General features: G+C 60.8%; 21 protein-coding genes. 9 read left to right on the top strand and 12 right to left on the bottom strand.

Annotated elements, in window-relative coordinates; genetic code table 11:
- Positions 1–148: 148 nt before the first annotated feature.
- The 4 genes from AC1DE4_RS27580 to AC1DE4_RS27565 are packed head-to-tail and all read right to left on the bottom strand — an operon-like array spanning position 149 to position 2,479.
- Positions 149–577 (bottom strand): DUF1178 family protein, encoded by a 429-nt coding sequence (locus tag AC1DE4_RS27580; RefSeq protein ID WP_018857855.1) that lies wholly within the window; start codon positions 575–577, stop codon positions 149–151.
- A complete protein-coding gene (locus AC1DE4_RS27575; RefSeq protein ID WP_062373551.1) occupies positions 574–1,431 on the bottom strand; it encodes a carbon-nitrogen hydrolase family protein in 858 nt (285 codons plus the stop codon). Before AC1DE4_RS27575 ends, AC1DE4_RS27580 begins: the two co-directional genes overlap by 4 nt.
- A 9-nt stretch (positions 1,432–1,440) precedes the next feature.
- On the bottom strand, positions 1,441–1,698 hold the full coding sequence (gene grxC / locus AC1DE4_RS27570; RefSeq protein WP_018857853.1) for a glutaredoxin 3: 258 nt from the start codon (positions 1,696–1,698) through the stop codon (positions 1,441–1,443).
- Positions 1,699–1,729: 31 nt separating this feature from the next.
- Positions 1,730–2,479, bottom strand: coding sequence for a ComF family protein (locus AC1DE4_RS27565; protein ID WP_477884003.1), 750 nt, complete (start codon positions 2,477–2,479; stop codon positions 1,730–1,732).
- A 117-nt stretch (positions 2,480–2,596) separates the two neighbouring features.
- On the opposite strand from AC1DE4_RS27565, the gene AC1DE4_RS27560 reads away from it, so the two are divergent.
- Positions 2,597–3,481, top strand: coding sequence for a methyltransferase domain-containing protein (locus AC1DE4_RS27560; RefSeq protein ID WP_192241143.1), 885 nt, complete (start codon positions 2,597–2,599; stop codon positions 3,479–3,481).
- Between the two features lie 8 nt (positions 3,482–3,489).
- Here AC1DE4_RS27560 and AC1DE4_RS27555 read toward each other — a convergent pair whose 3' ends face one another.
- The 6 genes from AC1DE4_RS27555 to AC1DE4_RS27530 form a co-directional block, all read right to left on the bottom strand.
- Positions 3,490–3,654: a Flp family type IVb pilin gene (locus AC1DE4_RS27555; RefSeq protein ID WP_025661651.1), complete on the bottom strand. Its 165-nt coding sequence runs from the start codon at positions 3,652–3,654 to the stop codon at positions 3,490–3,492.
- Positions 3,655–3,720: 66 nt separating this feature from the next.
- Complete coding sequence (locus tag AC1DE4_RS27550; RefSeq protein ID WP_018857849.1) at positions 3,721–4,038, bottom strand: hypothetical protein; 318 nt, start codon at positions 4,036–4,038, stop codon at positions 3,721–3,723.
- A 123-nt stretch (positions 4,039–4,161) separates the two neighbouring features.
- Complete coding sequence (gene mutT / locus AC1DE4_RS27545) at positions 4,162–4,575, bottom strand: 8-oxo-dGTP diphosphatase MutT (protein ID WP_018857848.1); 414 nt, start codon at positions 4,573–4,575, stop codon at positions 4,162–4,164.
- Positions 4,572–5,393 carry a GNAT family N-acetyltransferase gene (locus AC1DE4_RS27540; protein WP_051085593.1) on the bottom strand — a complete coding sequence of 274 codons (822 nt, stop codon included), beginning with the start codon at positions 5,391–5,393 and terminating at the stop codon, positions 4,572–4,574. The genes mutT and AC1DE4_RS27540 overlap by 4 nt, the downstream gene beginning before the upstream one ends.
- Entirely contained in the window at positions 5,362–6,603 is a 1,242-nt protein-coding gene (gene argJ, locus AC1DE4_RS27535) for a bifunctional glutamate N-acetyltransferase/amino-acid acetyltransferase ArgJ (protein WP_477884000.1), read from the bottom strand. Before argJ ends, AC1DE4_RS27540 begins: the two co-directional genes overlap by 32 nt.
- A gap of 120 nt (positions 6,604–6,723) precedes the next feature.
- On the bottom strand, positions 6,724–7,611 hold the full coding sequence (locus AC1DE4_RS27530) for a peptidylprolyl isomerase (RefSeq protein WP_018857845.1): 888 nt from the start codon (positions 7,609–7,611) through the stop codon (positions 6,724–6,726).
- Positions 7,612–7,857: 246 nt separating this feature from the next.
- Here AC1DE4_RS27530 and secA point away from each other — a divergent pair, with 246 nt between their 5' ends.
- From secA to AC1DE4_RS27505, 5 genes are all read left to right on the top strand, one after another.
- Positions 7,858–10,572, top strand: coding sequence for a preprotein translocase subunit SecA (secA, locus tag AC1DE4_RS27525; RefSeq protein ID WP_192241142.1), 2,715 nt, complete (start codon positions 7,858–7,860; stop codon positions 10,570–10,572).
- 191 nt (positions 10,573–10,763) lie between these two features.
- The gene (locus AC1DE4_RS27520) at positions 10,764–11,384 is read left to right on the top strand and encodes a C39 family peptidase (RefSeq protein ID WP_025661646.1); all 621 of its coding nucleotides are present in this window, start codon (positions 10,764–10,766) and stop codon (positions 11,382–11,384) included.
- A 35-nt stretch (positions 11,385–11,419) separates the two neighbouring features.
- Complete coding sequence (locus tag AC1DE4_RS27515) at positions 11,420–12,523, top strand: D-alanine--D-alanine ligase family protein (protein WP_192241141.1); 1,104 nt, start codon at positions 11,420–11,422, stop codon at positions 12,521–12,523.
- Positions 12,524–12,632: 109 nt separating this feature from the next.
- The gene (locus AC1DE4_RS27510; RefSeq protein WP_018857841.1) at positions 12,633–14,042 is read left to right on the top strand and encodes a lipopolysaccharide biosynthesis protein; all 1,410 of its coding nucleotides are present in this window, start codon (positions 12,633–12,635) and stop codon (positions 14,040–14,042) included.
- Positions 14,043–14,046: 4 nt separating this feature from the next.
- Complete coding sequence (locus AC1DE4_RS27505; RefSeq protein ID WP_018857840.1) at positions 14,047–15,336, top strand: GNAT family N-acetyltransferase; 1,290 nt, start codon at positions 14,047–14,049, stop codon at positions 15,334–15,336.
- Between the two features lie 21 nt (positions 15,337–15,357).
- Here the strand turns inward: AC1DE4_RS27505 and AC1DE4_RS27500 are convergent, their stop codons facing one another.
- On the bottom strand, positions 15,358–16,986 hold the full coding sequence (locus AC1DE4_RS27500; protein WP_477883996.1) for an AMP-binding protein: 1,629 nt from the start codon (positions 16,984–16,986) through the stop codon (positions 15,358–15,360).
- Positions 16,987–17,163: 177 nt separating this feature from the next.
- On the opposite strand from AC1DE4_RS27500, the gene AC1DE4_RS27495 reads away from it, so the two are divergent.
- Both AC1DE4_RS27495 and AC1DE4_RS27490 read left to right on the top strand, forming a co-directional pair.
- Positions 17,164–18,144: an aldo/keto reductase gene (locus AC1DE4_RS27495; RefSeq protein WP_192241139.1), complete on the top strand. Its 981-nt coding sequence runs from the start codon at positions 17,164–17,166 to the stop codon at positions 18,142–18,144.
- A 75-nt stretch (positions 18,145–18,219) separates the two neighbouring features.
- On the top strand, positions 18,220–19,014 hold the full coding sequence (locus AC1DE4_RS27490; protein WP_192241138.1) for a class I SAM-dependent methyltransferase: 795 nt from the start codon (positions 18,220–18,222) through the stop codon (positions 19,012–19,014).
- On the opposite strand, the gene AC1DE4_RS27485 is transcribed toward AC1DE4_RS27490, so the two are convergent.
- A complete protein-coding gene (locus AC1DE4_RS27485; RefSeq protein ID WP_192241137.1) occupies positions 19,011–19,595 on the bottom strand; it encodes a TetR/AcrR family transcriptional regulator in 585 nt (194 codons plus the stop codon). The genes AC1DE4_RS27490 and AC1DE4_RS27485 overlap by 4 nt on opposite strands.
- A 124-nt stretch (positions 19,596–19,719) precedes the next feature.
- Here AC1DE4_RS27485 and AC1DE4_RS27480 point away from each other — a divergent pair, with 124 nt between their 5' ends.
- On the top strand, positions 19,720–21,018 hold the full coding sequence (locus tag AC1DE4_RS27480) for an MFS transporter (protein WP_192241136.1): 1,299 nt from the start codon (positions 19,720–19,722) through the stop codon (positions 21,016–21,018).
- Positions 21,019–21,026: the final 8 nt, after the last annotated feature.

The raw sequence follows: 21,026 nt of genomic DNA, 5'->3' as shown, positions 1-21,026 counted from the left end.
CGGGTACTTTCTTGCGACGCTTGGAGTTCGGCTCGAAGACGCGGCGTCGTGCGGGCGCTGCCGTGAAGAATACTTCCCATAATGCATCCTCTTCCTGACGACTCAGGTTCAATGATGCACCATCACACTCAGGGACTACACACCTAGCTCAATTCACATCGTCGGGCAAAACAGGCAGGGCCGCGATTTCGATGCCTTCGTCCAAAAGCGCTTGGGCCTCATCCATCGTGGTCTGCCCGATGATGCCGCGGGCGTCGCTTTCCCCGTAATGTATCTTGCGGGCCTCCTCGGGAAACCGCGTTCCGACATCCTCGGAATTGGCCCTGATCGTCGCAACAGCCTCTTTCAGCTTCTGGAACGCGTCACGCCGCATCGTATCCATCGCCAGCGTCTGCATTTCATCCTTCTTGCGCGCCGTCGAAACCGAAGGCGCCATCAGGAGCTTGGAGATGGATGCGGAGTTGCAGGCGGGACAGGTCAGGAATCCTGATGCGATCTGGCGATCGAAATCGGCACTTTCGGAAAACCAGCCTTCGAATTCGTGGGCATTTTCACAACGCAGCGAATAACGGATCAAGCGGCCACGCCTCCTGCGACTGCCCCTGGAACCCTCTCGATTGAGAAATCACGGCCGTTTTTCAGATTGGGAATCTTGTCATGAGCTGACTTGACGGCCGCCGTATCAATGTCGGCAAGGATGACGGCTTCGCCCTCCGGCCCGGCCGAAGCCAGAACGCGGCCCCAGGGATCGACGATCATCGAATGACCAAAGGTCTCACGCCCGTCCTCGTGGCGCCCGGCCTGAGCAGCGGCAATCACAAAAACGCCATTCTCGATCGCGCGTGCCCGAAGCAGGATTTCCCAATGTGCTTCGCCGGTCTGCTTCGTGAAGGCAGCAGGCACCGTCATCACTTCGGCGCCGGCAACAGCCTGGGCGCGGAAAAGGGTGGGGAAGCGAACGTCATAACAGATCGCAAAGCCCATTTCAGCAAAGGGAAGCGACAACACGCGCGCCTCGGACCCCGGCCGGTAGGCAGCGCTCTCGCGCCAGCTTTCGCCGTTGTCGAGATCGACATCGAACATATGGATCTTGTCGTAACGATTAAGGATCTTGCCATCAGGCCCGAAGAGGTAGCCGCGGTTGGCAAGCTTGCCGTCATCGAGCGCAATAGCGGTCGAGCCCACATGCATGAAGATGCCGAGCTCCCGGGCCAATTCCGAACCCGTCCGCACGATGACGTCATTGGTTTCGTCGCGAAGCAGTGCCTTGGCAGCGGCACGATCGCGCTGCAGCATGCCTGTCATCTCAGGTGTCTGCACATAGATCGCGCCCTGGCCCGCAGCGTCGCGGACGAGGCGCGCCATCGCGGCAGCGTTCCTCTCGGGATCGACGCCGGAGCACATCTGGATGGCGGCAGCCGTAAACGTCATCGCACTTCCTTACGCGGCAAGCAGAGGATCAAGCCCGCCGGCCCGATCCAGCGCATAGAGATCATCGCATCCGCCGACGTGCTGCTCGCCAATGAAAATCTGCGGGAACGTCGTGCGGCCGTTGGCCTTGCCGATCATTTCCTGGCGAAGTTCCGGCGCAAAGGTCGCATCGTGCTCGACGAAATCCACGCCCTTTTCGGACAGCAGCGATTTGGCACGCGCGCAGTAGCCGCAGGCTTGGCGCGTATAAATGGTCACGGGTGCCATGGGGTCTCCAGACAATACGGTTATCTTTTCGTCATATAGTTTCTGAAAGAGCCCTTGCAAAGGTCAAAACCGTGATGTCCGCCGCTCCGGCCTTGCGCAGTACTTTTGCCGCCGCGGCAACCGTGGCACCGGTCGTGTAGACATCATCGACAAGGACAAGCCGCTTGCCGAAGACGTCGTTGTCCCGCGCCTTGGCAATGGCAAAGACACCGCGAACATTTTCCTCGCGCGCCTCTGCGCCGAGACCCACCTGAGGGCGGGTGCGTTTGACGCGCATCAGCGTTGCCGGCAGAAGCGCCCTTCCGGATCGCTGCGCCAGATGACGCGCCAGCTCTGCAGCCTGGTTGAATTTGCGCGAGAACATGCGGCTTCGATGCAGCGGTACCGGCAGGATGGCCTCACACCGCTCCACCATCCCGTCACTCGCGCGTAGCATCCATTCGGACATCATTGGCGCGAGATCTGTTCTGTCGCGGTATTTCAGGCCATGCACCAACTGGCGCACCGGCTCGTCATGAAAGGCGGCTGACCGCAGCCGGTCGAACGGCGGCGGATTGGCAATCGCCTCGGCGCTGAGAATGCCGGAACCGAGATCATGCGAGAACGGTATCCCGAGGATTTCGCAATACGGCCGTTCGATGAAGCGCAGTCCGGACCAGCACGTCGGACAAAGGCCGTTGTGGCGACCGGTGGCGATGCCGCAAACCACGCATCCCGGCGGATAGACAAAGTCGACCAAGCGCCCGAAGGGACGCATTAGAAGCGTCCCATCCAACTTCATAGGCAATCGTCGTCTCCCAAGCCCCACTGCCCCAACCCTCTCGCGAAAGCTTAGCGCGTTTCGCCTTCGAGGAAAATCGCCTTGCAGCACCGGTTCTGCGGGACTATGCACTGCGCCATGGATATGATCTTCGACCAGGCCCGGATCGCAGTAAACCGGCATCGCGCCCGTCTCCACCATGACCCTAAGGCGACCTTCCTTCTCGATATCGCCGCGGAAGAACTCGGCGAGCGTCTTGCCGTGGTCGAACGGACCTTCGAACATGCGGTCGAGCTGCATGGCGCCACCGGGGCTGCGGCCCGCGCTGCGATCGCAACCGGCAAGGTCAGGCAACTGACACGGGTCGAAAGCGAGCACGCCTATGCGGAAGCGGGCGAGGCTATCATCGAGGCTGCTCTGGAAGAGGTTCCCCTGGAGCCACAGTCGGCAAACCTCGTGCTGGCCCCGCTCAGCCTTCACTTGACCAACGACACGCCGGGCGTCTTCATCCAGATCCGTCGCGCCTTGAAACCCGATGGGCTCTTTCTTGCCGCGATCCCTGGATCGGGCACATTGCAGGAGCTGCGCGAGATCCTGCTGGCGACAGAAATCGAAATGACCGGAGGTGCGAGCCCACGGGTCATCCCTTTCGCCGACGTGCGCGACATCGGCGGTCTCATGCAGCGCGCCGGTTTCGCCCTGCCCGTGATCGATGCAGAGACCTATACGGTCCGCTACGACTCGATCTTTCCGCTGATGAAAGACCTACGGGCGATGGGAATGACCAATCCGCTTCTTGCGCGCAGCCGCAAACCTCTGACGCGCGCCTTCTTCCTACGGGCGGCTGAAATCTATGCCGAGCGATACGCCGATCCGGACGGCCGGATCAGGGCAACCTTCTCGATCATCTATGTCTCGGGATGGGCACCGCACGAAAGCCAGCAGAAGCCGCTTCGCCCAGGATCGGCGAAGGTGAGGCTCGCCGATGCGTTGAAGGTCGAGGAGCATAAGCTGAAGCAGTAGAAATCGGCTCAGTTCGGGAACTGGTTGGCGATATTGCTCAAGAGGCCGTTGATATCGCCACCAAGCGCCCGCGCTCCACCGATGAGAGCCACGGATATGAGGGCCGCAATCAGGCCGTATTCGATCGCGGCCGCGCCACGGACGTCTGCCAGAAATGCCCTTATTAGTCGCATGCCAACCTCGGCGCTAAAGCGGCAGTCCTTCATCACGTTGCGTCTGCCGCGGCAGCAACGCCAGTATCAGCAACCAGCTCCGCTTCCGTAACCCTGAACCACGCAAACAGAACCCGGCGTTTCCTGAAGCACGCTGCGGCGGATCGTGTAGCGTTTGCCGTTCTCGGTCTTCGGTATCGAGCCCGTTGTCATCGTATCGAATTCCGACGGCGCGCTGGCAAAGACGCTCGACCTGGACTTGTCAGCAAGCATCGGCGTCAAGATCAAAGTCAGGGCAACAACGGCCGTGCCAAACAGCAGCGCAATATTCAGCACTCCCGTTCTGCTCGAGCCAGTCGAGGCCTGTTCTTTCTCTCTAACAGCTTTCCAGAAATCGTCGTCCATGCGTCAAGCCTTCTACACACACGCCAGTTGCTTGATTGAGGCCGATATTTGGCAGAAGGTGTTAAACGATCGATTAATATCCACACCCAAATTCGACGCTTACTGGATAATAATCAGAAGTTCCTAAAGTAAATCCTGCAACATCGGGATCAGGGGCTCGTCAGCGGGCGGCATCGGGTAGTCGCGCAGAGCTTGCGGCTTCACCCATTTCAACGCCTGCCCCTCTTTCCCGTGCGGAATTCCTTCATAGCGCCGGCAGACATAGAGCGGCATCAGCAGATGGAATTTCTCATAGGTATGGCTCGCGAAAGTCAGGGGCGCCAGGCAGGCGACCTTGGTCGTGATCCCGAGCTCCTCGTGAAGCTCGCGCACCAACGATTCCTCCGGCGTCTCGCCCGGCTCCACTTTGCCACCGGGAAACTCCCAAAGCCCCGCAAGCGATTTTCCCTCGGGGCGTTGCGCCAACAGAATTCGCCCGTCGGCATCGATCAGGGCACAAGCGGCAACGAGAAGGATGTTTCGGGCTGCCTCGCTCATCGTGACGGCTCCTGCCGCCAGTAGGAATAGCGGTAGGCTTCACGGAAGCCGAGCCGTTCGTAGAGTGCCAGGGCCGGAGCGTTCGTCGCCTTCACCTGCAACCAGGCGGAACGGGCAGTGCGCATCCTGGCCCAGCGCAGGGCCGATGTCAGGATTTCCATGCCAAGGCCCTCGCGGCGGCGCTCTTTGGCGACGGAGAGCGACATGATGCCGGCGAGGTCGTTGTCCTGAACGCAGAGAACGGTCGCAAGCGGCCCCGTTTCCGCATCTTCGATCATGAACAGGCCCGACGGCGGCTTGATCGCATTGATGATTTCGGCGAGCGCCGGCTTGAGCTTGGACGAGACGCCGTCGGTTGCCAGATTGGCATCCACGAAGCGGCCAATATCGTGAGTCGGCAGATGATCGAGCGTATCCGGCAGTTCCGCATGCGCAAGATCGCAGGTCATGACGATCGTCTCGTCGAAGGATGACCACTGCTGTTCCCGCACGAGGTCGATCAATACCGGCGAGGCGAGCGGCGTCTGACGCAGAACTGCCGGGCGGCCATAGGCTTCGAACTTGCGGCCTGCCTTGGCAAGACGGATTTCGACATCGCGGTGATCCGAAGGATCGAGCGGCACGATCGAATTCAGCCGATTGGACGGATGCCCCGCCGTCAGCCGTATCTGCCAACTGCCGTCGTACTGCACGGATGAGGCTGGCCAAGCCCGGAAGCCGACAGCCTCCAGCCTGCGCACGAGTGGCAGATTTGCCTTCTTGGATAATGCTTCAGTCAATGAAAAATCAGCTCCGGTAGTCACCGTTGATGGCGACATACTCCTTTGTAAGGTCGCACGTCCAGACCGTGGCGGTGCCGTTTCCAAGACCGATGTCGACCTTCACAGGAATATCCTGCTTTTTCATGACGTTGGTTGCAGCTTGCTCGGAATAGACGGCGTCGCGCTCGCCGTTGACGGCAACACGCACATCGCCGAACCAGATAGCCAGCCGATCGCGGTCGGCCATTTCACCGGACTTGCCGACGGCCATGACAATACGGCCCCAGTTGGCGTCCTCGCCGGCGGCCGCGGTCTTGACCAGCGGCGAATTGGCGATCGACAGCGCGATCTTCTTGGCCGCGGCATCGCTTTCGGCCCCAGTCACCGTGATCTCCAGCATCTTCGTCGCACCTTCGCCGTCGCGCACGACCTGCAGGGCAAKATCCTTCAGAAGATCATTGAGCGCAGCGCGGAACGAGGCAAGGCGGGCGTCATCGGCGCTCTCGACCCGAGCCTGACCGTCCTCGGCAGCCGCGCCGGTGGCAAACAGCATCAACGTATCAGAGGTCGAGGTATCGCTGTCGACCGTCATCGAATTGAACGTCGGATCAACGCCCGCGGATAGGAGCGATTGCAGGGCGGCGGGAGCAATATCGGCATCGGTGACCACGAAGGAAAGCATGGTCGCCATATCAGGCGCAATCATGCCGGCGCCCTTGGCAATGCCATTGATCGTCACCTTCACGCCGCCGATCTCGGCACTGCGGGTGGCGACCTTCGGATAGGTGTCTGTGGTCATGATCGCCTTGGCGGCCTCGAACCAGAAGTCACCGGTCGCATCCTTGTGCATCTGGTCGAGAACGCCAGAGAACTTCGTCGCGTCCAGCGGTTCGCCGATGACACCGGTCGACGCGAGGTAGACCTCGTTCTCGCCGCAACCGACGGCAGCCGCTGCCGACTTTGCCGTCAGGGCAGTCGCGTCGCGCCCCTTCAAACCAGTGAAAGCATTCGCATTGCCGGAATTGACGACGACAGCCCGTGCTGTGCCATGCGGCAGGTTTGCGCGGCAGAAATCGACCGGCGCCGAAGGGCACTTCGAGCGCGTAAAAACGCCCGCGACTGCGGCCGGCTTGTCGAACACCATCATCAGTACGTCGGTGCGGTTCTTGTACTTGATGCCGGCTGAGGCAGTGGCCATGCGCACGCCGCGCAGGGCGGGCACATTGGCATAGGATTTCGGAGCGAGCGGAGAAACGGAACCGGACATGGCAATCGACCTGGTGGCTGGAAGGATTTTCAGGGCGAAGTATAAGCCGGCTCGCCCTGCGGAAATACGACAACTGCTATAGTGAAGGGCCCGGAAGAACCGGGCCCTAAACTTTGGATTTTACTGCTGCGGTTGCGCGGCGGGTTCATCACCCGGCTGCGGCTGCTTGTTGGCGTCGTCATAGCCCTTGCGCAGCGCTTCGTCGGTGATCTCGACCTTGGACTTTTCCTTGGCAGAGGCGAGAAGCGCAAGGTACTTGTCGCGCATGACGAGCTGGCGAACCTGGTCCTTGACCTGATCGAAGGCTGGTGGAGCGGCGTCGCGCTTATCTTCGACCAGGATAACGTGATAGCCGAAATCGGTCTTCACGGGGGTCTTGGTGTAGGTGCCCTTGTCAAGGGCGAAGGCGGCCTCTTCGAATTCCTTGACCATGCGGCCCTTGGTGAAATAGCCGAGATCGCCACCGTCAGCCTTGTTCGGATCGGTGGACTTTTCCTTCGCCAGATCCGCGAAGCTCTTGCCGGCGTCCAGCTGCTTGATGACGTCCTTGGCCTCGTCCTCGGTCTTCACGAGAATGTGGCGGGCGTGAACTTCTTCCTGCTTCGGAAGTGCTGCGACTTCCTTGTCGTAGCGCGCCTTGACGTCCGCGTCGGTCACCGTGTCGACGACGTGCTTCTTGAAGTAGGCGTTGTGCAGTTCGCGATCAGCGAGATACTGCATGCGCTTCTTGAATTCGGCGTTCTGGTCGAGCTTTTCGGCCGTTGCGTCCAGCGCCAGCAGCTTGACGTCGATGGCGGCGGACAGGGCGGCGATCTTCTTCTGGTCGTCCGGCAGCTGGGCGAGCTGCGGGTCGAGATTGGCAACGGCCAGATCGAGATCGGACTGATGAATCTCGACATCGCCGACCTTGGCGACGACGGCATCCGGCTTGTCTTCCGCACGGACCGGCGCCTGGAACGCAACGAAGGTTGCGAACGCCATCACAGCGATTTTGTTGTAGTTCAACATCAAATAACCCTTCACAGTTACACCCACCGGCTTCAGCTTCGTGAATTCAGCCTGAAACAGCCATCAACACTGGAATGTGGCCTTTGTATATCAGCCAAATCCGTTGACATCATTCGACCCCCCTCTTATCTGTCACGCAACCTCGCGTCCAGAACAGTTTCCTGGCGTTTCGAGACGTGTGCCTGAAATTCGGCCGGGCAGCGGATAAGAAAAGCCGGGGAATATTATTGAGAAAGGACCAGTCATATGGTCAGCTTTGGCGGTATAGCCCGCAAAATATTTGGCTCTGCCAATGATCGCCGCGTGCGGTCCTTCCAGCCGAAAGTCGCAGCCATCAACGCCATCGAAGAAAAGACGAAGGCTTTGAGCGACGAGCAGCTGGCTGCCCAGACCGTCGAATTCCGCAAGATGCTGGCAGACGGCAAGACGCTCGACGACATCCTTGTGCCTGCGTTCGCCGTTGTGCGCGAGGCTTCGCGCCGCGTTCTCGGCCTGCGACCTTTTGACGTACAGCTGATCGGCGGCATGATCCTTCATGACGGCGACATCGCGGAAATGAAGACCGGTGAGGGCAAGACGCTTGTTGCTACGTTGCCGGTCTACTTGAACGCACTCGCCGGCAAGGGCGTCCACGTTGTCACCGTGAACGACTACCTCGCCCGCCGCGACGCCGCGACCATGGGCAAGATCTATGGCTTCCTCGGCCTGACCACGGGCGTCATCGTCCACGGCCTGTCGGACGAGGAGCGCGCTGCCGCCTATAACTGCGACATCACTTACGCGACCAACAACGAACTCGGCTTCGACTATCTGCGCGATAACATGAAGTACGAGAAGAACCAGATGGTCCAGCGCGGCCACAACTTCGCGATCGTCGACGAAGTGGACTCGATCCTCGTCGACGAAGCGCGCACGCCGCTGATCATTTCCGGTCCGCTGGACGACCGCTCCGACCTCTACAACACGATCGACGCCTTCATTCCGCAACTGAGCGAAGGCGACTACGAGATCGACGAAAAGCAGCGCTCAGCCAACTTCTCCGAAGAAGGCACCGAGAAGCTGGAAAACCTGTTGCGCCAGGCTGGCCTGCTGAAGGGCCAGTCGCTCTACGACATCGAGAACGTGGCGATCGTCCACCACGTCAACAACGCGCTCAAGGCCCACAAGCTGTTCCAGCGCGACAAGGACTACATTGTCCGCAACGACGAGATCGTCATCATCGACGAGTTCACCGGCCGCATGATGCCGGGCCGCCGCTACTCGGAAGGCCAGCACCAGGCTCTGGAAGCCAAGGAAAGGGTGACCATCCAGCCGGAAAACCAGACGCTGGCGCAGATCACTTTCCAGAATTACTTCCGTATGTACGGCAAACTCGCCGGCATGACCGGTACGGCGCAGACGGAAGCGGAAGAATTCGGCAACATCTACGGCCTCGAGGTTGTCGAAGTGCCGACCAACCTGCCGATCAAGCGTACCGACGAAGACGACGAGGTCTATCGGACCTTTGAAGAGAAATACAAGGCTATCATTGCCGAGATCGCGGACGCTCAGAAGCGCGGCCAGCCGGTTCTCGTCGGCACGACCTCGATCGAAAAGTCGGAACTGCTCGCCGAGATGATGCGCAAGCAGGGCTTCAAGGACTTCCAGGTCCTGAACGCCCGCTACCACGAGCAGGAAGCGTATATTGTCGCGCAGGCCGGCGTGCCGGGTGCGGTAACGATCGCCACCAACATGGCGGGCCGCGGTACGGACATTCAGCTCGGCGGCAACCTTGAAATGCGTGTCGAACGCGATCTTGGCGAGATCGAGCCCGGCCCCGAGCGCGACGCAAAGATCGAAGGGATCCGCGAAGAGATCAAGCAGCTCAAGGAGCAGGCACTTGCCGCCGGTGGCCTTTATGTCATCGCGACCGAGCGCCACGAGAGCCGCCGCATCGACAACCAGCTGCGCGGCCGTTCCGGCCGTCAGGGCGACCCTGGCCGTTCCAAGTTCTACCTGTCGCTTCAGGACGACCTGATGCGCATCTTCGGTTCCGACCGCATGGATAGCATGCTGCAGAAGCTCGGTCTCAAGGAGGGCGAAGCCATCGTTCATCCCTGGATCAACAAGGCTCTGGAGCGCGCGCAGAAGAAGGTCGAAGCCCGCAACTTCGACATCCGCAAAAACCTCCTGAAATACGACGACGTTCTGAACGATCAGCGCAAGGTGATCTTCGAACAGCGCCTCGAGTTGATGGAAGCGGCCAATATTTCCGAGACCGTCTCCGACATGCGCCGCGAGGTCATCGACGATCTCGTCGAGAAGCACATCCCCGAGCGCGCCTATGCCGAGAAGTGGGATGCCGTTGGCCTGAAGGAGCGGACAGCAGCCTTGCTCAACCTCGATCTGCCGGTTGAGGACTGGGTTAAGGAGGAAGGTATCGGCGAGGACAGCATTCGCGACCGCCTGACGGAAGCATCCAATGCGGCTTTCACGGAAAAGGCCGAACGCTTTGGCGACGACATCATGCACTATGTCGAGCGCTCGATCGTCATGCAGACGCTCGACCACCTGTGGCGCGAGCATATCGTCAACCTCGACCACCTGCGCTCCGTCATCGGCTTCCGTGGCTACGCACAGCGCGATCCGCTGCAGGAATACAAGTCGGAAGCGTTCGAGCTCTTCACCTCGCTCCTGAACAACCTGCGTGAAGCCGTCACCGCACAGCTGATGCGCGTCGAACTCGTGCAGCAGGCGCCGGCGGAGCCGGAACCTCCGTTCATGCAGGCGCACCACCTCGATCCGAATACGGGCGAAGACGATTTCGCGCCCGCGTTCCTGGCCTCGGAAGTGGTTGTCGCCCCGGAAAACCGCAATCCGACCGACCCGTCGACCTGGGGTCATGTCGGCCGCAACGAGCCTTGCCCCTGTGGCTCCGGCAAGAAGTTCAAGCATTGCCACGGCGCCTTCGCACAGGCTTGAGCCGGCCGGTAAGCTAGAAACAAGGCCCTCGCGACGGAAACGTCGCGAGGTTTTTTTTGTCCGCCCAGTTGTCGCTCGCGCCCAGCCCCTTCACAACTCCTGATTTAATAATCAGCGCACACTTCAGCCACAGAACTGTCGCTTTGTTCGCCGAGTTTGCGACCATATTCGTTTTGATTGCCGAGGAAGAGATGAACGCTTGCGCCCGAGCGGTTCCCTATTTCAGCCAGTGGGAAACGGCGTCGATGACGCTGCCTGTGCTTGAAAGCGGCTCGTCTGCATTATTGAGCGATCCGCTCTGGCACCAGTCTGGCGCCGAGACGGTCGAAGAATATGCCCGCTGGGCGGTCAATATCTGCGGCATGGCATGCCTGAAGATGGCACTTGCCGCACGCGGCGAGATGCACCGGACCATCGACCTGGCACGGGCCTGCACTGCTTTTGGCGGGTACGTCGTCAACGAGGCGGATCAATCGATCAAGGGATTGATCTATGCGCCGTTCGTCACCTTCGTCGGGCGGGCCTTCGGCCTCAAGGCCGAAACGATCACCAATCTGCCGACCACTGATATTCCCGATTTGCTTCGCAGGAACACATTCTTCATCGCCTCTGTCAACAGCCAGATCCGGTGGCCGGATCGCGAGCCGCCGTCGCGCGGCGGCCATCTCGTACTGGTAACGGCGGCATCGCCCGGAACGATCCGTTTCCACAATCCATCCGGCCATGACGCTCAAAGCCAGGCAGACGTCGTACTGCCGCTCCCAACCTTCGACCGCTTCTTCGCCAATCGCGGCGTGGCCATCATTCTCTGACAACCTCAACAGACCCATCCGAGCAGAAAATCATCATGCCGAACACGCGTTCTACGGAAACTGACCGGCCCACAGCCTCGCGCCTGCGGGTCGCTGTCCTCTTCGGCGGGCGTTCGCCCGAGCACGATGTCTCAATCCTGTCGGCAACCAATGTCGTCAATGCGCTCGATCGTGACCGCTACGACGTTCTTCCCATCTACGTGACGAAGGAAGGGCGGTGGTTGCTGATGGCACGGCAGACGGAACTGTCGACCGCAGCAACCGTCGGCGACGCTCCGGAATTGACGCTGCTGCCCGGCGGTCGGGGCCGCCTGCTAGCCATTCCCGCCAATGCAGCTCCATACGAAGTTCCGCCGATCAACATCCTGTTTCCCGTCCTGCATGGCATGCACGGCGAGGACGGATCGGTACAGGGACTGGCCGCCGTCGCCCGCGTGCCGCTCGCAGGCTGTGGCATCCTCGGCTCGGCAACGGCCATCGATAAGGATATCGCCAAGCGCCTGTTGAAGGAGGCTGGTCTACCGGTCGCGAAGGCCGTCTGCATCGAACAAGGCGCGGAGCCGCCCTTCGCTGATGTTGTAAAAAAACTCGGTCTTCCGCTTTTCATCAAGCCCGCGCGCCAGGGCTCTTCCGTCGGCGTCAGTAAGGTAGCCGACGCCGACAGCTACGCCGCCGCCCTCGCCGAAGGCTTCAGGCACGACCGCAAGCTGCTGGCAGAGGAATTCATCACCGGCCGCGAGATTGAATTCAGCGTGCTCGAACACGCCGATGGTTCGCTCTTCGTATCACTGCCCGGCGAGATAGTGCCCGCCGAAACCCACGGCTTTTATAGCTACGAGGCCAAGTATATCGACGAGAATGGCGCAGCGCTCAGAGTTCCCGCGCAACTGCCGAAGGAGATCGGGGAAGAACTGCGCCGCACAGCGACCAATGCCTTCAAAGCGCTCGGCTGCGATGGAATGGCGAGGGTCGATTTCTTTCTCACGCCCGACATGTCCTTCGTCGTCAACGAACTCAACACCATACCCGGCTTCACCAATATTAGCATGTATGCCAAGGCCATGGCCGCCAGTGGCGTCAGCTATGCCGAGGTTCTCGACCGACTGATCGAACGTGCGCTTTGCCATGCAGGCAGCTGATTTCTGGCGTTCCAGCCGTTGGCACGAATGACGGTGTCACAACCGTTTCTTAACGCCGTTCTGCCAAGACTTCGACGACGATTTGCCTGAAGAGTTTTGCGTGTTTGTGATGGCGGTCATTGAGACGGCGGAAAAGATGCTGCCTGCGGGTCTGCGCCCGGCGGGAAGTCGCCTGCTGCGCTCGTTTGTGACCGCTCTGACTGCGCGCGGCGATAAGGCTACAGCTCAGCGCATGGCGCTGACCGCCTTTTCCATCCGCATCGTCAGCGCCGCCCTCGCCTTTCTGTCGCAAATCGTATTGGCCCGCCTCATGGGCGAATATGAGTACGGAATTTTTGTATTCGTCTGGGTGCTGATCGTCCTCTTCGGCGATCTTTCCTGCCTGGGCTTCCACACCGCCGTCGTGCGGTTCCTGCCGCAATACAAGGCGGCCGGCTCTTTTGAGAAGATCCGCGGACTGACCGGCACCGCCCGCATCTTCGGATTGCTCTCCGGCACGGCCGCTCTTGTCATCGGCATGATCGCCCTGCATCTCTTCCGCGACAGGATCGAGGGTTATTATGTCATCCCGATCTTCCTCGGACTGGTCGCCATGCCGATGATCGCCCTCGGTGATATTCTCGAAGGCACGTCGCGGGCCAATCACTGGCCTGTCATGGCGTTGAGTCCTGCCTACATCGTACGGCCGGTCCTCATCATTCTCTTCATGCTGACTGCGATCGGGCTTGGCGCGCCGCGCACCGCGATGACGGCGATGCAGGCCGCACTCATCGCGACCTATGTCACCACCGTCGGCCAATACGTCGCAACGCTCTTGCGACTGCGCCGCCATTACCAAGAGGGTCCGCGCGAGGTCGACTTTCTCGGTTGGCTTGGTGTCGCCTTCCCAATCTTCCTTATCGAGGGGGTCAGCTTCCTGTTGACCAATTCTGATGTGGTCGTGGTCGGCATCTTCCTCGAACCGCACGACGTCGCGATCTATTTCGCCGCCGCCAAGACGATGGCGCTGGTCCACTTCATCAATTTCTCCGTGAAGGCGGCATCCGGTCCGCGCTTTTCAAGCCTCATCGCCGAGGGGACACGCGAGCAGCTCGCGGCTGCTGCGATCGACGCCGCGCGATGGACCTTCTGGCCCGCGCTCGCCATCGGCCTGGCCGTTGTCGCCGCCGGCCATTTTCTGCTCTCGCTCTTTGGCGGCGCTTTCACCGCTGGCTATATCGTGATGGCAATCCTGCTGGCGGGCATCCTCGCCAAAGCCCTGGTCGGACCGGCGGAAACGCTGCTGATGATGGCTGGCAAGCAGAACGTCTGCGTTCTGCTCTATGCCGGAGCGCTGGCAGCGAACATCAGCCTCAACCTGCTCCTCATCCCAAGACTGGGTATCGAGGGTGCGGCGATCGCCACGGCCTCGGCCATGGGCGTCGAAGCCATCCTCCTGCATTTTGCCGTCCGGCGCGCGCTTGGAATTATGCTTTTCGCATTTGCCACGCCTCCGGCCAAAACAGACATGGAAGCCTGATATAATGGTGCGCATTCCTCCAGCTACCGAAACGACCGATGTCACGACGAACCGCATGGTTCACGAGCTAGCGGCTCTCGATTTCGACATGCCACGGCCGGATGCGCGCGTTGAAGTCGGCCGTCCGGGCCGTGAACTCTGCCTCTATTCCGGCAAGCTCGGCTACGAACTGCAGGAAGAGCTCGATTTCCTCTCCAACCGAGCGATGGAGCCGAATGTCTTCTTCACCGGTCGCTTCCTCGCCCCGGCCATGCCGCGGCTGGATGATAGAGAGGTGAACTTCGCCCTGTTGCGGGATCTGAGCGACACGCGAAGCCGGATGCGCTTCCTGATGCCGTTCTCCATCGAAAAACCCGGCTTCGCCGTCGGCCCCTCGATCGTACGGGTCTGGTCGAACGGCTTTGCACCGCTCGGCACGCCGCTGGTCGATACCGAGGATGCAGGCGAAACGCTGGACAATCTCTATGACGGCCTGACCCATCGGGACCTGCGCCTGCCCCCAATTCTCGTGCTGCCGGATGTCAGGCTGAACGGGCTCTTTGCCCGCATGGCAAGGGCGGTCGCCATCGGCCGCAACCTGCCGATCACCATCGCCAATCCCTATCAGCGCGCCATGCTGCAGAGCGACGAGGAAGCAACCGTCTATCTGCGCGACGCAATTTCTTCGTCGCATCTGAAGGAGATGCGGCGGCAATGGCGTCTGCTCGAGGACTTGGGCACGGTGGTTTATAACGTCGCCCGCCAGGCGCGTGAAGTCCACGCGCGTTTCGAAGAGTTCCTTGCGCTCGAGGCCGGCGGCTGGAAGGGCAAGAAGCGCAGTGCGCTGGTGACCGATCGCTACCACACCGCCTTTGCCCGAGAGGCGGTTTCCAACCTCGCCGCCGTCGATGCCGTTCGTGTCCACACGATCGACCTCAACGGCAAGGCAATCGCCTCGATGGTGGTCTTGATGATGGGCGGCGAGGCCTACACCTGGAAGACGGCCTACGACGAAGCCTATGCGCGCTATTCGCCAGGCAAGTTGCTGATGGGCGAGGTGACCGAATGGCACCTTGACGACGCCAACATCGTTCGTTCCGACTCCTGCGCCATCCCCGATCACCCGATGATCAATCGCTTCTGGAAGGAGCGGGAGGAGATGGGCACGATGGTAATCGGGCTGAACCAGAACGGCGACCGGGACGTGCGCCAGGTGGCCGCCCAGCTCCATATGTACAGCAGCACCCGCAACGTCGCGAAGATGCTGCGACAGAAGATCATGTCACTCGCCCGGCGTGGAAAGTCTCCCCAGTGACGTCAGGTCACGCCAAAGCCGTCAGCCGGCAGCGGCCCGCTCCCTGAGCAGGCGCCGGATGACCTTGCCTGTCGTGGTCAGCGGCAGTTCCGGGACAAATTCCACTTCGCGCGGATACTCGTGCATCGAAAGCCGCAACTTCACCCATTCGCTGATCTCGGACGCCAGCTGTTGGCTTGGCTCGAATCCTGGCGCCAGCACGACATAGGCCTTGACGATCTCGGTGCGAACGGGATCGGGCTTGCCGATGGCTGCGGCCAGCTGCACGGCGGGATGGCCGATGAGGCAGTCCTCGATTTCGGCTGGCCCGATCCGATAGCCTGAGGAGGTGATGACATCGTCATCCCGCCCGAAGAAGGTGACGTAGCCGTCCGCATCCTGGCGCCCGATATCGCCTGTCAGAAGCCAATCGCCGACAAACTTCCGCTCGGTCGCCCCGACGTCGTCCCAATAGCCGAGAAACATCACGGGATCCGGGCGGCGGATGGCAATCTGCCCAGCTTCACCAACAGGAAGCTCCTCGCCGGCTTCGCTGACGATGGCCACACGATGCCCGGGCACCGGGCGTCCGATTGCGCCGGGACGACTGATTCCGATCGCGGCGCTCGACGAAAGCACGAAATTGCACTCCGTCTGGCCGTAGAACTCGTTGACCGTAATCCCGAGCGTCCGCTTGACCCACTCCAGCGTTTCGGCACCGAGCGACTCGCCCGCTGCGCCGATGGTGCGCAAGACGAGATCATATTTGGCACGTGGATCTGGCACCGATTTCAGTAGCCGCAAGGCCGTCGGCGGAATGAAACCGTTGCGCACCTTCATTTCGGCCATGATGCGATAAGCCATGTCGGCATCGAATTTCTGCGCCGGCGAGGAGACGACGGGAACACCGAGCAACAGGCTGGGCAGCAGCGCATTCAGCAAACCGCCAGCCCAGGCCCAGTCCGAAGGTGTCCAGACCTTGTCTCCGGCCTGCGGAAATCCCTCATGGGCAAACTGCATGCCCGGTATGTGCCCCGCCAGCACCTGATGACCGTGAAGCGCGCCCTTCGGCGGACCGGTCGTTCCCGACGTGAAGATCATCAGCGCCGGATCGTGGGGCGCGGTTTTCGCGACCTCGAACACCGGGGGATGGCTTTCGACCAGCGCTGAAAAGTATCGCACGCCCTGTCGATCGCCGTCGACGCAGATCACTTCGGAAAGGTCAGGTAGTCGCTCGCGGATATGGCTGATGCGGTCGAGCCCGAATGTGTTGGTGATGACGACGAAAGCGCCCGCGGTCCGCAGCCGGTATTCCAGCGCCTCGACGCCGAAGAGCAAGGCCAACGGCAGTGCGATCGCGCCGATCTTGTAGATCGCAACATGGGCGATAACGGTCTCGAACGACTGCGGCAGGAGCAGGGCGACCCGATCACCTTTCGTTACCCCCAAAGACACCAGCGCATTGGCGAGCGACGCCGACCGGTCGGCCAGCTCGCGGTAGGTCATGGAGAGATGATTGCCGTCAGGGCTGAAGTGCTCAAGGCAAACGCGATCAGGCGTCCGCGCCGCCCATTCGTCGCTCACCGCGCGGCCGATATTGAAATCCTCCGGTATTTCCCAGGCGAAATCACGGTAAAGGTCTTCGTAGCGATCGCGCTGCGGTAGTCTCATCGGCGAAAATCCAGTCAAATGCTGCAGCAGCTAACACCGAGAGCCCGGAACACGCAAGCGCGAGACCTTGCGATGGCTTCTCGATGGTCACAAAACTTTTGTGTGAGGAGCAGACACTTTCAAGCTTGCCGCGCTAGATCAAAGGGCGCTGGGTAGCGACTCGTTTGGAGCAATTTCATGGATTACGTCAAATTTGGCGGCACTGGCTTGGAAGTGTCGAAGATCTGCCTGGGTTGCATGACCTTCGGCGAACCTGGCCGTGGCAACCACAGTTGGACACTCGGCGAAGAAGACAGCCGGGCATTGATCAGACAGGCGCTCGATCTCGGCATCAACTTCCTCGACACCGCCAACACCTATTCGGACGGCTCCTCGGAGGAGATCGTCGGGCGCGCGATCCAGGACTTTTCAAAGCGGGACGAGATCGTGCTCGCGACCAAGGTCTTTAACCGCATGCGTCCGGGGCCGAACGGCGCCGGCCTGTCGCGCAAGGCGATCTTCGACGAGATCGACAACAGCCTGCGTCGCCTTGGCACCGACTATGTCGACCTCTATCAGATCCACCGGTTCGATTATACGACGCCGATCGAAGAAACGCTGGAAGCCCTGCATGATGTCGTGAAGGCAGGCAAGGCGCGCTATATCGGCGCCTCCTCCATGTATGCCTGGCAATTCGCCAAGATGCTCTATACCTCGCGCGCCAATGGCTGGACGCCATTCGTCAGCATGCAAGATCATCTGAACCTGCTCTACCGGGAGGAAGAGCGCGAAATGCTGCCCTTCTGCCAGGATCAGAAGATCGCCGTCATTCCCTGGAGCCCGCTCGCCCGCGGTCGGCTGACGCGCGACTGGGATGAGAAGACGACCCGCAGCGAGACGGACGAATTCGGCAAGACGCTCTACAAGCAGGCGGAAGACGCCGATCGTACCATCATCGGCGTTGTCGGAAAGCTGGCCGAAAAACATGGTGTCTCCCGTGCCCAGATTGCGACCGCCTGGATCCTGCAGAAAAGCGCCGTCACGGCGCCGATCATCGGTGCGTCGAAAGCCAAGCACTTGGCCGACGCCGTCGCCGCACTGTCCGTAAAGCTGGCCCCAGAGGACGTCGCCGCGCTCGAGGAACCCTATGTTCCCCACAGGGTCGAAGGTTTCAAATAACGCGACAGTTTGGAGTGTTGCCGGTCGCGGACGTTGAGCCGGCGACCGCGGCCACTTCCGTTCAAGGATATTGCCATGACGACGATCCCCTTCGAAGCGCGCCGCTTTCAATCCACGGCCGCCTACTACACGCGCTATCGCGTTCCCTATCCCGATCAACTCATCGGGCAGGTTGCCAAGCGCGCCGGCCTCGTGGCCGGCGAGCGTGTGCTTGACCTTGGTTGCGGCCCCGGTCAGCTCGGCATTGCCTTCGCGCGGCTGGCCGGAGCAACGGTCACTGGCCTCGATCCGGAACCGGAAATGCTGGAGGCGGCGCGGACGGATGCAGCCGCCGTCGGTGTCAACGTCACCTTCATCAAGGGCTCTTCATACGATCTCGGCCCGCGCTTTGCGCCGCTCAACATGACGGTCATGGGGCGTTCGTTTCACTGGATGGACCGCCTGGAGACGCTGAAGGCTCTCGATGAAATCACCGTGACTGACGGTTGCGTGGTGCTGTTCGGCGATCGCCACATCTCCTCGACGCCCGACTGGCGGCAGGCCGTCAACGAGATCGCCGAGAGCTTCGCACCGGAGCGCAATGCCAATCGCGAACGGCGGAAAAGCCCGGATTGGATTGAGCATGAAAGCATCCTCCTTCGCTCGCCCTTCGGTGATCTGGAGCGGATCTCCGTTGTGAGGGAGCGCAAGCTCTGCCTCGACGATATCGTTGGCCGCGCCTTCTCGACCTCGGTGACATCGCCACAGGCGCTTGGCGCAAAGACGGCAGCCTTCGAGGCCGAGCTTCGCGCCACCCTCCTCAAGCTTTCGCCCGAGGGCAGCTTCCTGGAGGTGGTGGAGATCGGCGGCCTGATCGCACGCCGCGGCTAGCCCTCGGTCCTGTTCTCAAGGGAAAGTGCATCGCGAGTCGCATAGAGAAAGCTGTCGGAGAGTTCACGGCTCTCGACGGCTCGCGCCAGGATCACCGCACCCATCATCGCTGCAAGTGTCGTAAAGCCCTTCTCGCGCCGTTCGTCTGGCGTTTTACCGGACACAATCTCGGACAGAATATCAACGAGCATCGAAAGCCCATCGTTGAATGTCTCGCGCATCGCACCGTGACTGCGACTGACTTCCTGGGCAAGCGAAGCGAAAACGCAGCTGCCGCCTGGGTCGTCGACGCTGCAGCGCGACAGATAGTGATTGAGCAGCGCATCGAACGGCCGCTCCGGCGCCGACGCGATGATCTCGTTCCAGCGAATCTTCACCTTCTCGATCAATGCGCGGCTCACTTCCAGCGCCAGCTCTTCCTTGGATTCGAAATGGCCGTAGAACCCGCCATGCGTCATCCCGGCAGCCTTCATGATCTCGGCGACGCCTATGCCGTCGAAACCCTTTTCGCGAAACAGCACCCCGGCAACCGTCAGGATCTTCTCGCGATTCTCGGCAAATTTTTCTCGGCTGACCCGCATTCGGTTCTCCGCAATTGGCAGCTTGACAATTTATATGACGTCCATCATCAATACGCAACAATTATGATGACCATCATCTAAAAGCTTCCGATAGTCTCCGGCAACCTCAAAACGGAACGGCCACATGGTATCGACTGCACTTGCTTCATCTCTGGCGCGACGCAACATCCACTATGGATGGGTGGTCGTTGCAGCAACCTTCCTGACCATGCTGGTGACCGCTGGCGCAATGGGCGCCCCCGGCGTCCTCATCAAGCCGCTCCAGGACGAGTTCGGTTGGGAAACTTCGCAGATATCTTCCGCGCTCGCCGTCCGGCTGATTCTGTTCGGGCTTATGGGACCGTTCTCGGCCGCTTTCATGAACTATTTCGGCATCCGCAAGGTTATCGTCTTCGCCATGGTCCTGATCGGCGGCGGCTTCGTCGGCTCGCTCTTCATGAGCGAACTCTGGCAGTTGCTCCTGCTCTGGGGAATCGTCGTCGGCTTCGGCACCGGGCTGACCGCAATGGTGCTCGCCGCAACCGTATCCGCCCGCTGGTTCACCAAGCATCGCGGCCTCGTGGTAGGCATGCTGTCGGCGAGTTCTGCGACGGGACAGCTGGTCTTCCTGCCACTGATGGCGGAGTTGACGGAACGCTACGGTTGGCGCGCAACAGTCTTTCTGGTCTGCGGCATGATCATGTTCGCCGCACTCATCGTACTGGCCTTCATGCGCGACCGCCCTTCCGACCTCAACCTGCCCGCCTTCGGCGAGGCACATATCACGCCACCGCCGCCAACCGAATCCGGGCTGCTGGCGATGCTGGCAACGCCGGTCACGGTTCTCAAGGAAATCTCCGGTACCTCGACCTTCTGGATCCTGTTCGCCACCTTCTTCATCTGCGGTCTCAGCACCAACGGCCTGATCCAGACGCATTTCGTCACGCTCTGCGGTGACTTCGGTATCATGCCGGTGGCTGCCGCCAGCGTTCTTGCCGTGATGGGCATTTTCGATTTCTTCGGCACGATCGGCTCCGGCTGGCTGTCGGACCGCTTCGACAATCGCTGGCTGCTCTTCTGGTATTACGGTCTGCGTGGCCTGTCGCTGCTGTTCCTGCCCTTCAGCAATTTCAGCTTCTACGGACTGTCGATCTTCGCGATCTTCTATGGCCTCGACTGGATCGCCACCGTGCCGCCGACCGTCAAGCTCGCCGCCGACCGTTTCGGTCGCGAAAAGGCGGGCCTCGTCTTCGGCTGGGTTTTCACAGGCCATCAGCTGGGAGCAGCGACCGCCGCCTACGGCGCCGGCTGGTCGCGCACTGAACTGCAGAGCTATCTGCCCGCCTTCTTCATTGCCGGCGCCTTCTGCCTTCTCGCTTCCGTCCTCGCGATCACGCTGAAGAAGTCCGCCCTCCATCAACCCGCCGCCGCCGTCGCGCATTGATACCGTTT

The sequence above is a fragment of the Rhizobium sp. 10N414 genome (assembly GCF_056394785.1).
The sequence above is the reverse complement of the archived record's forward strand: the minus strand, read 5'-3'. Positions and strand labels throughout refer to the sequence as shown.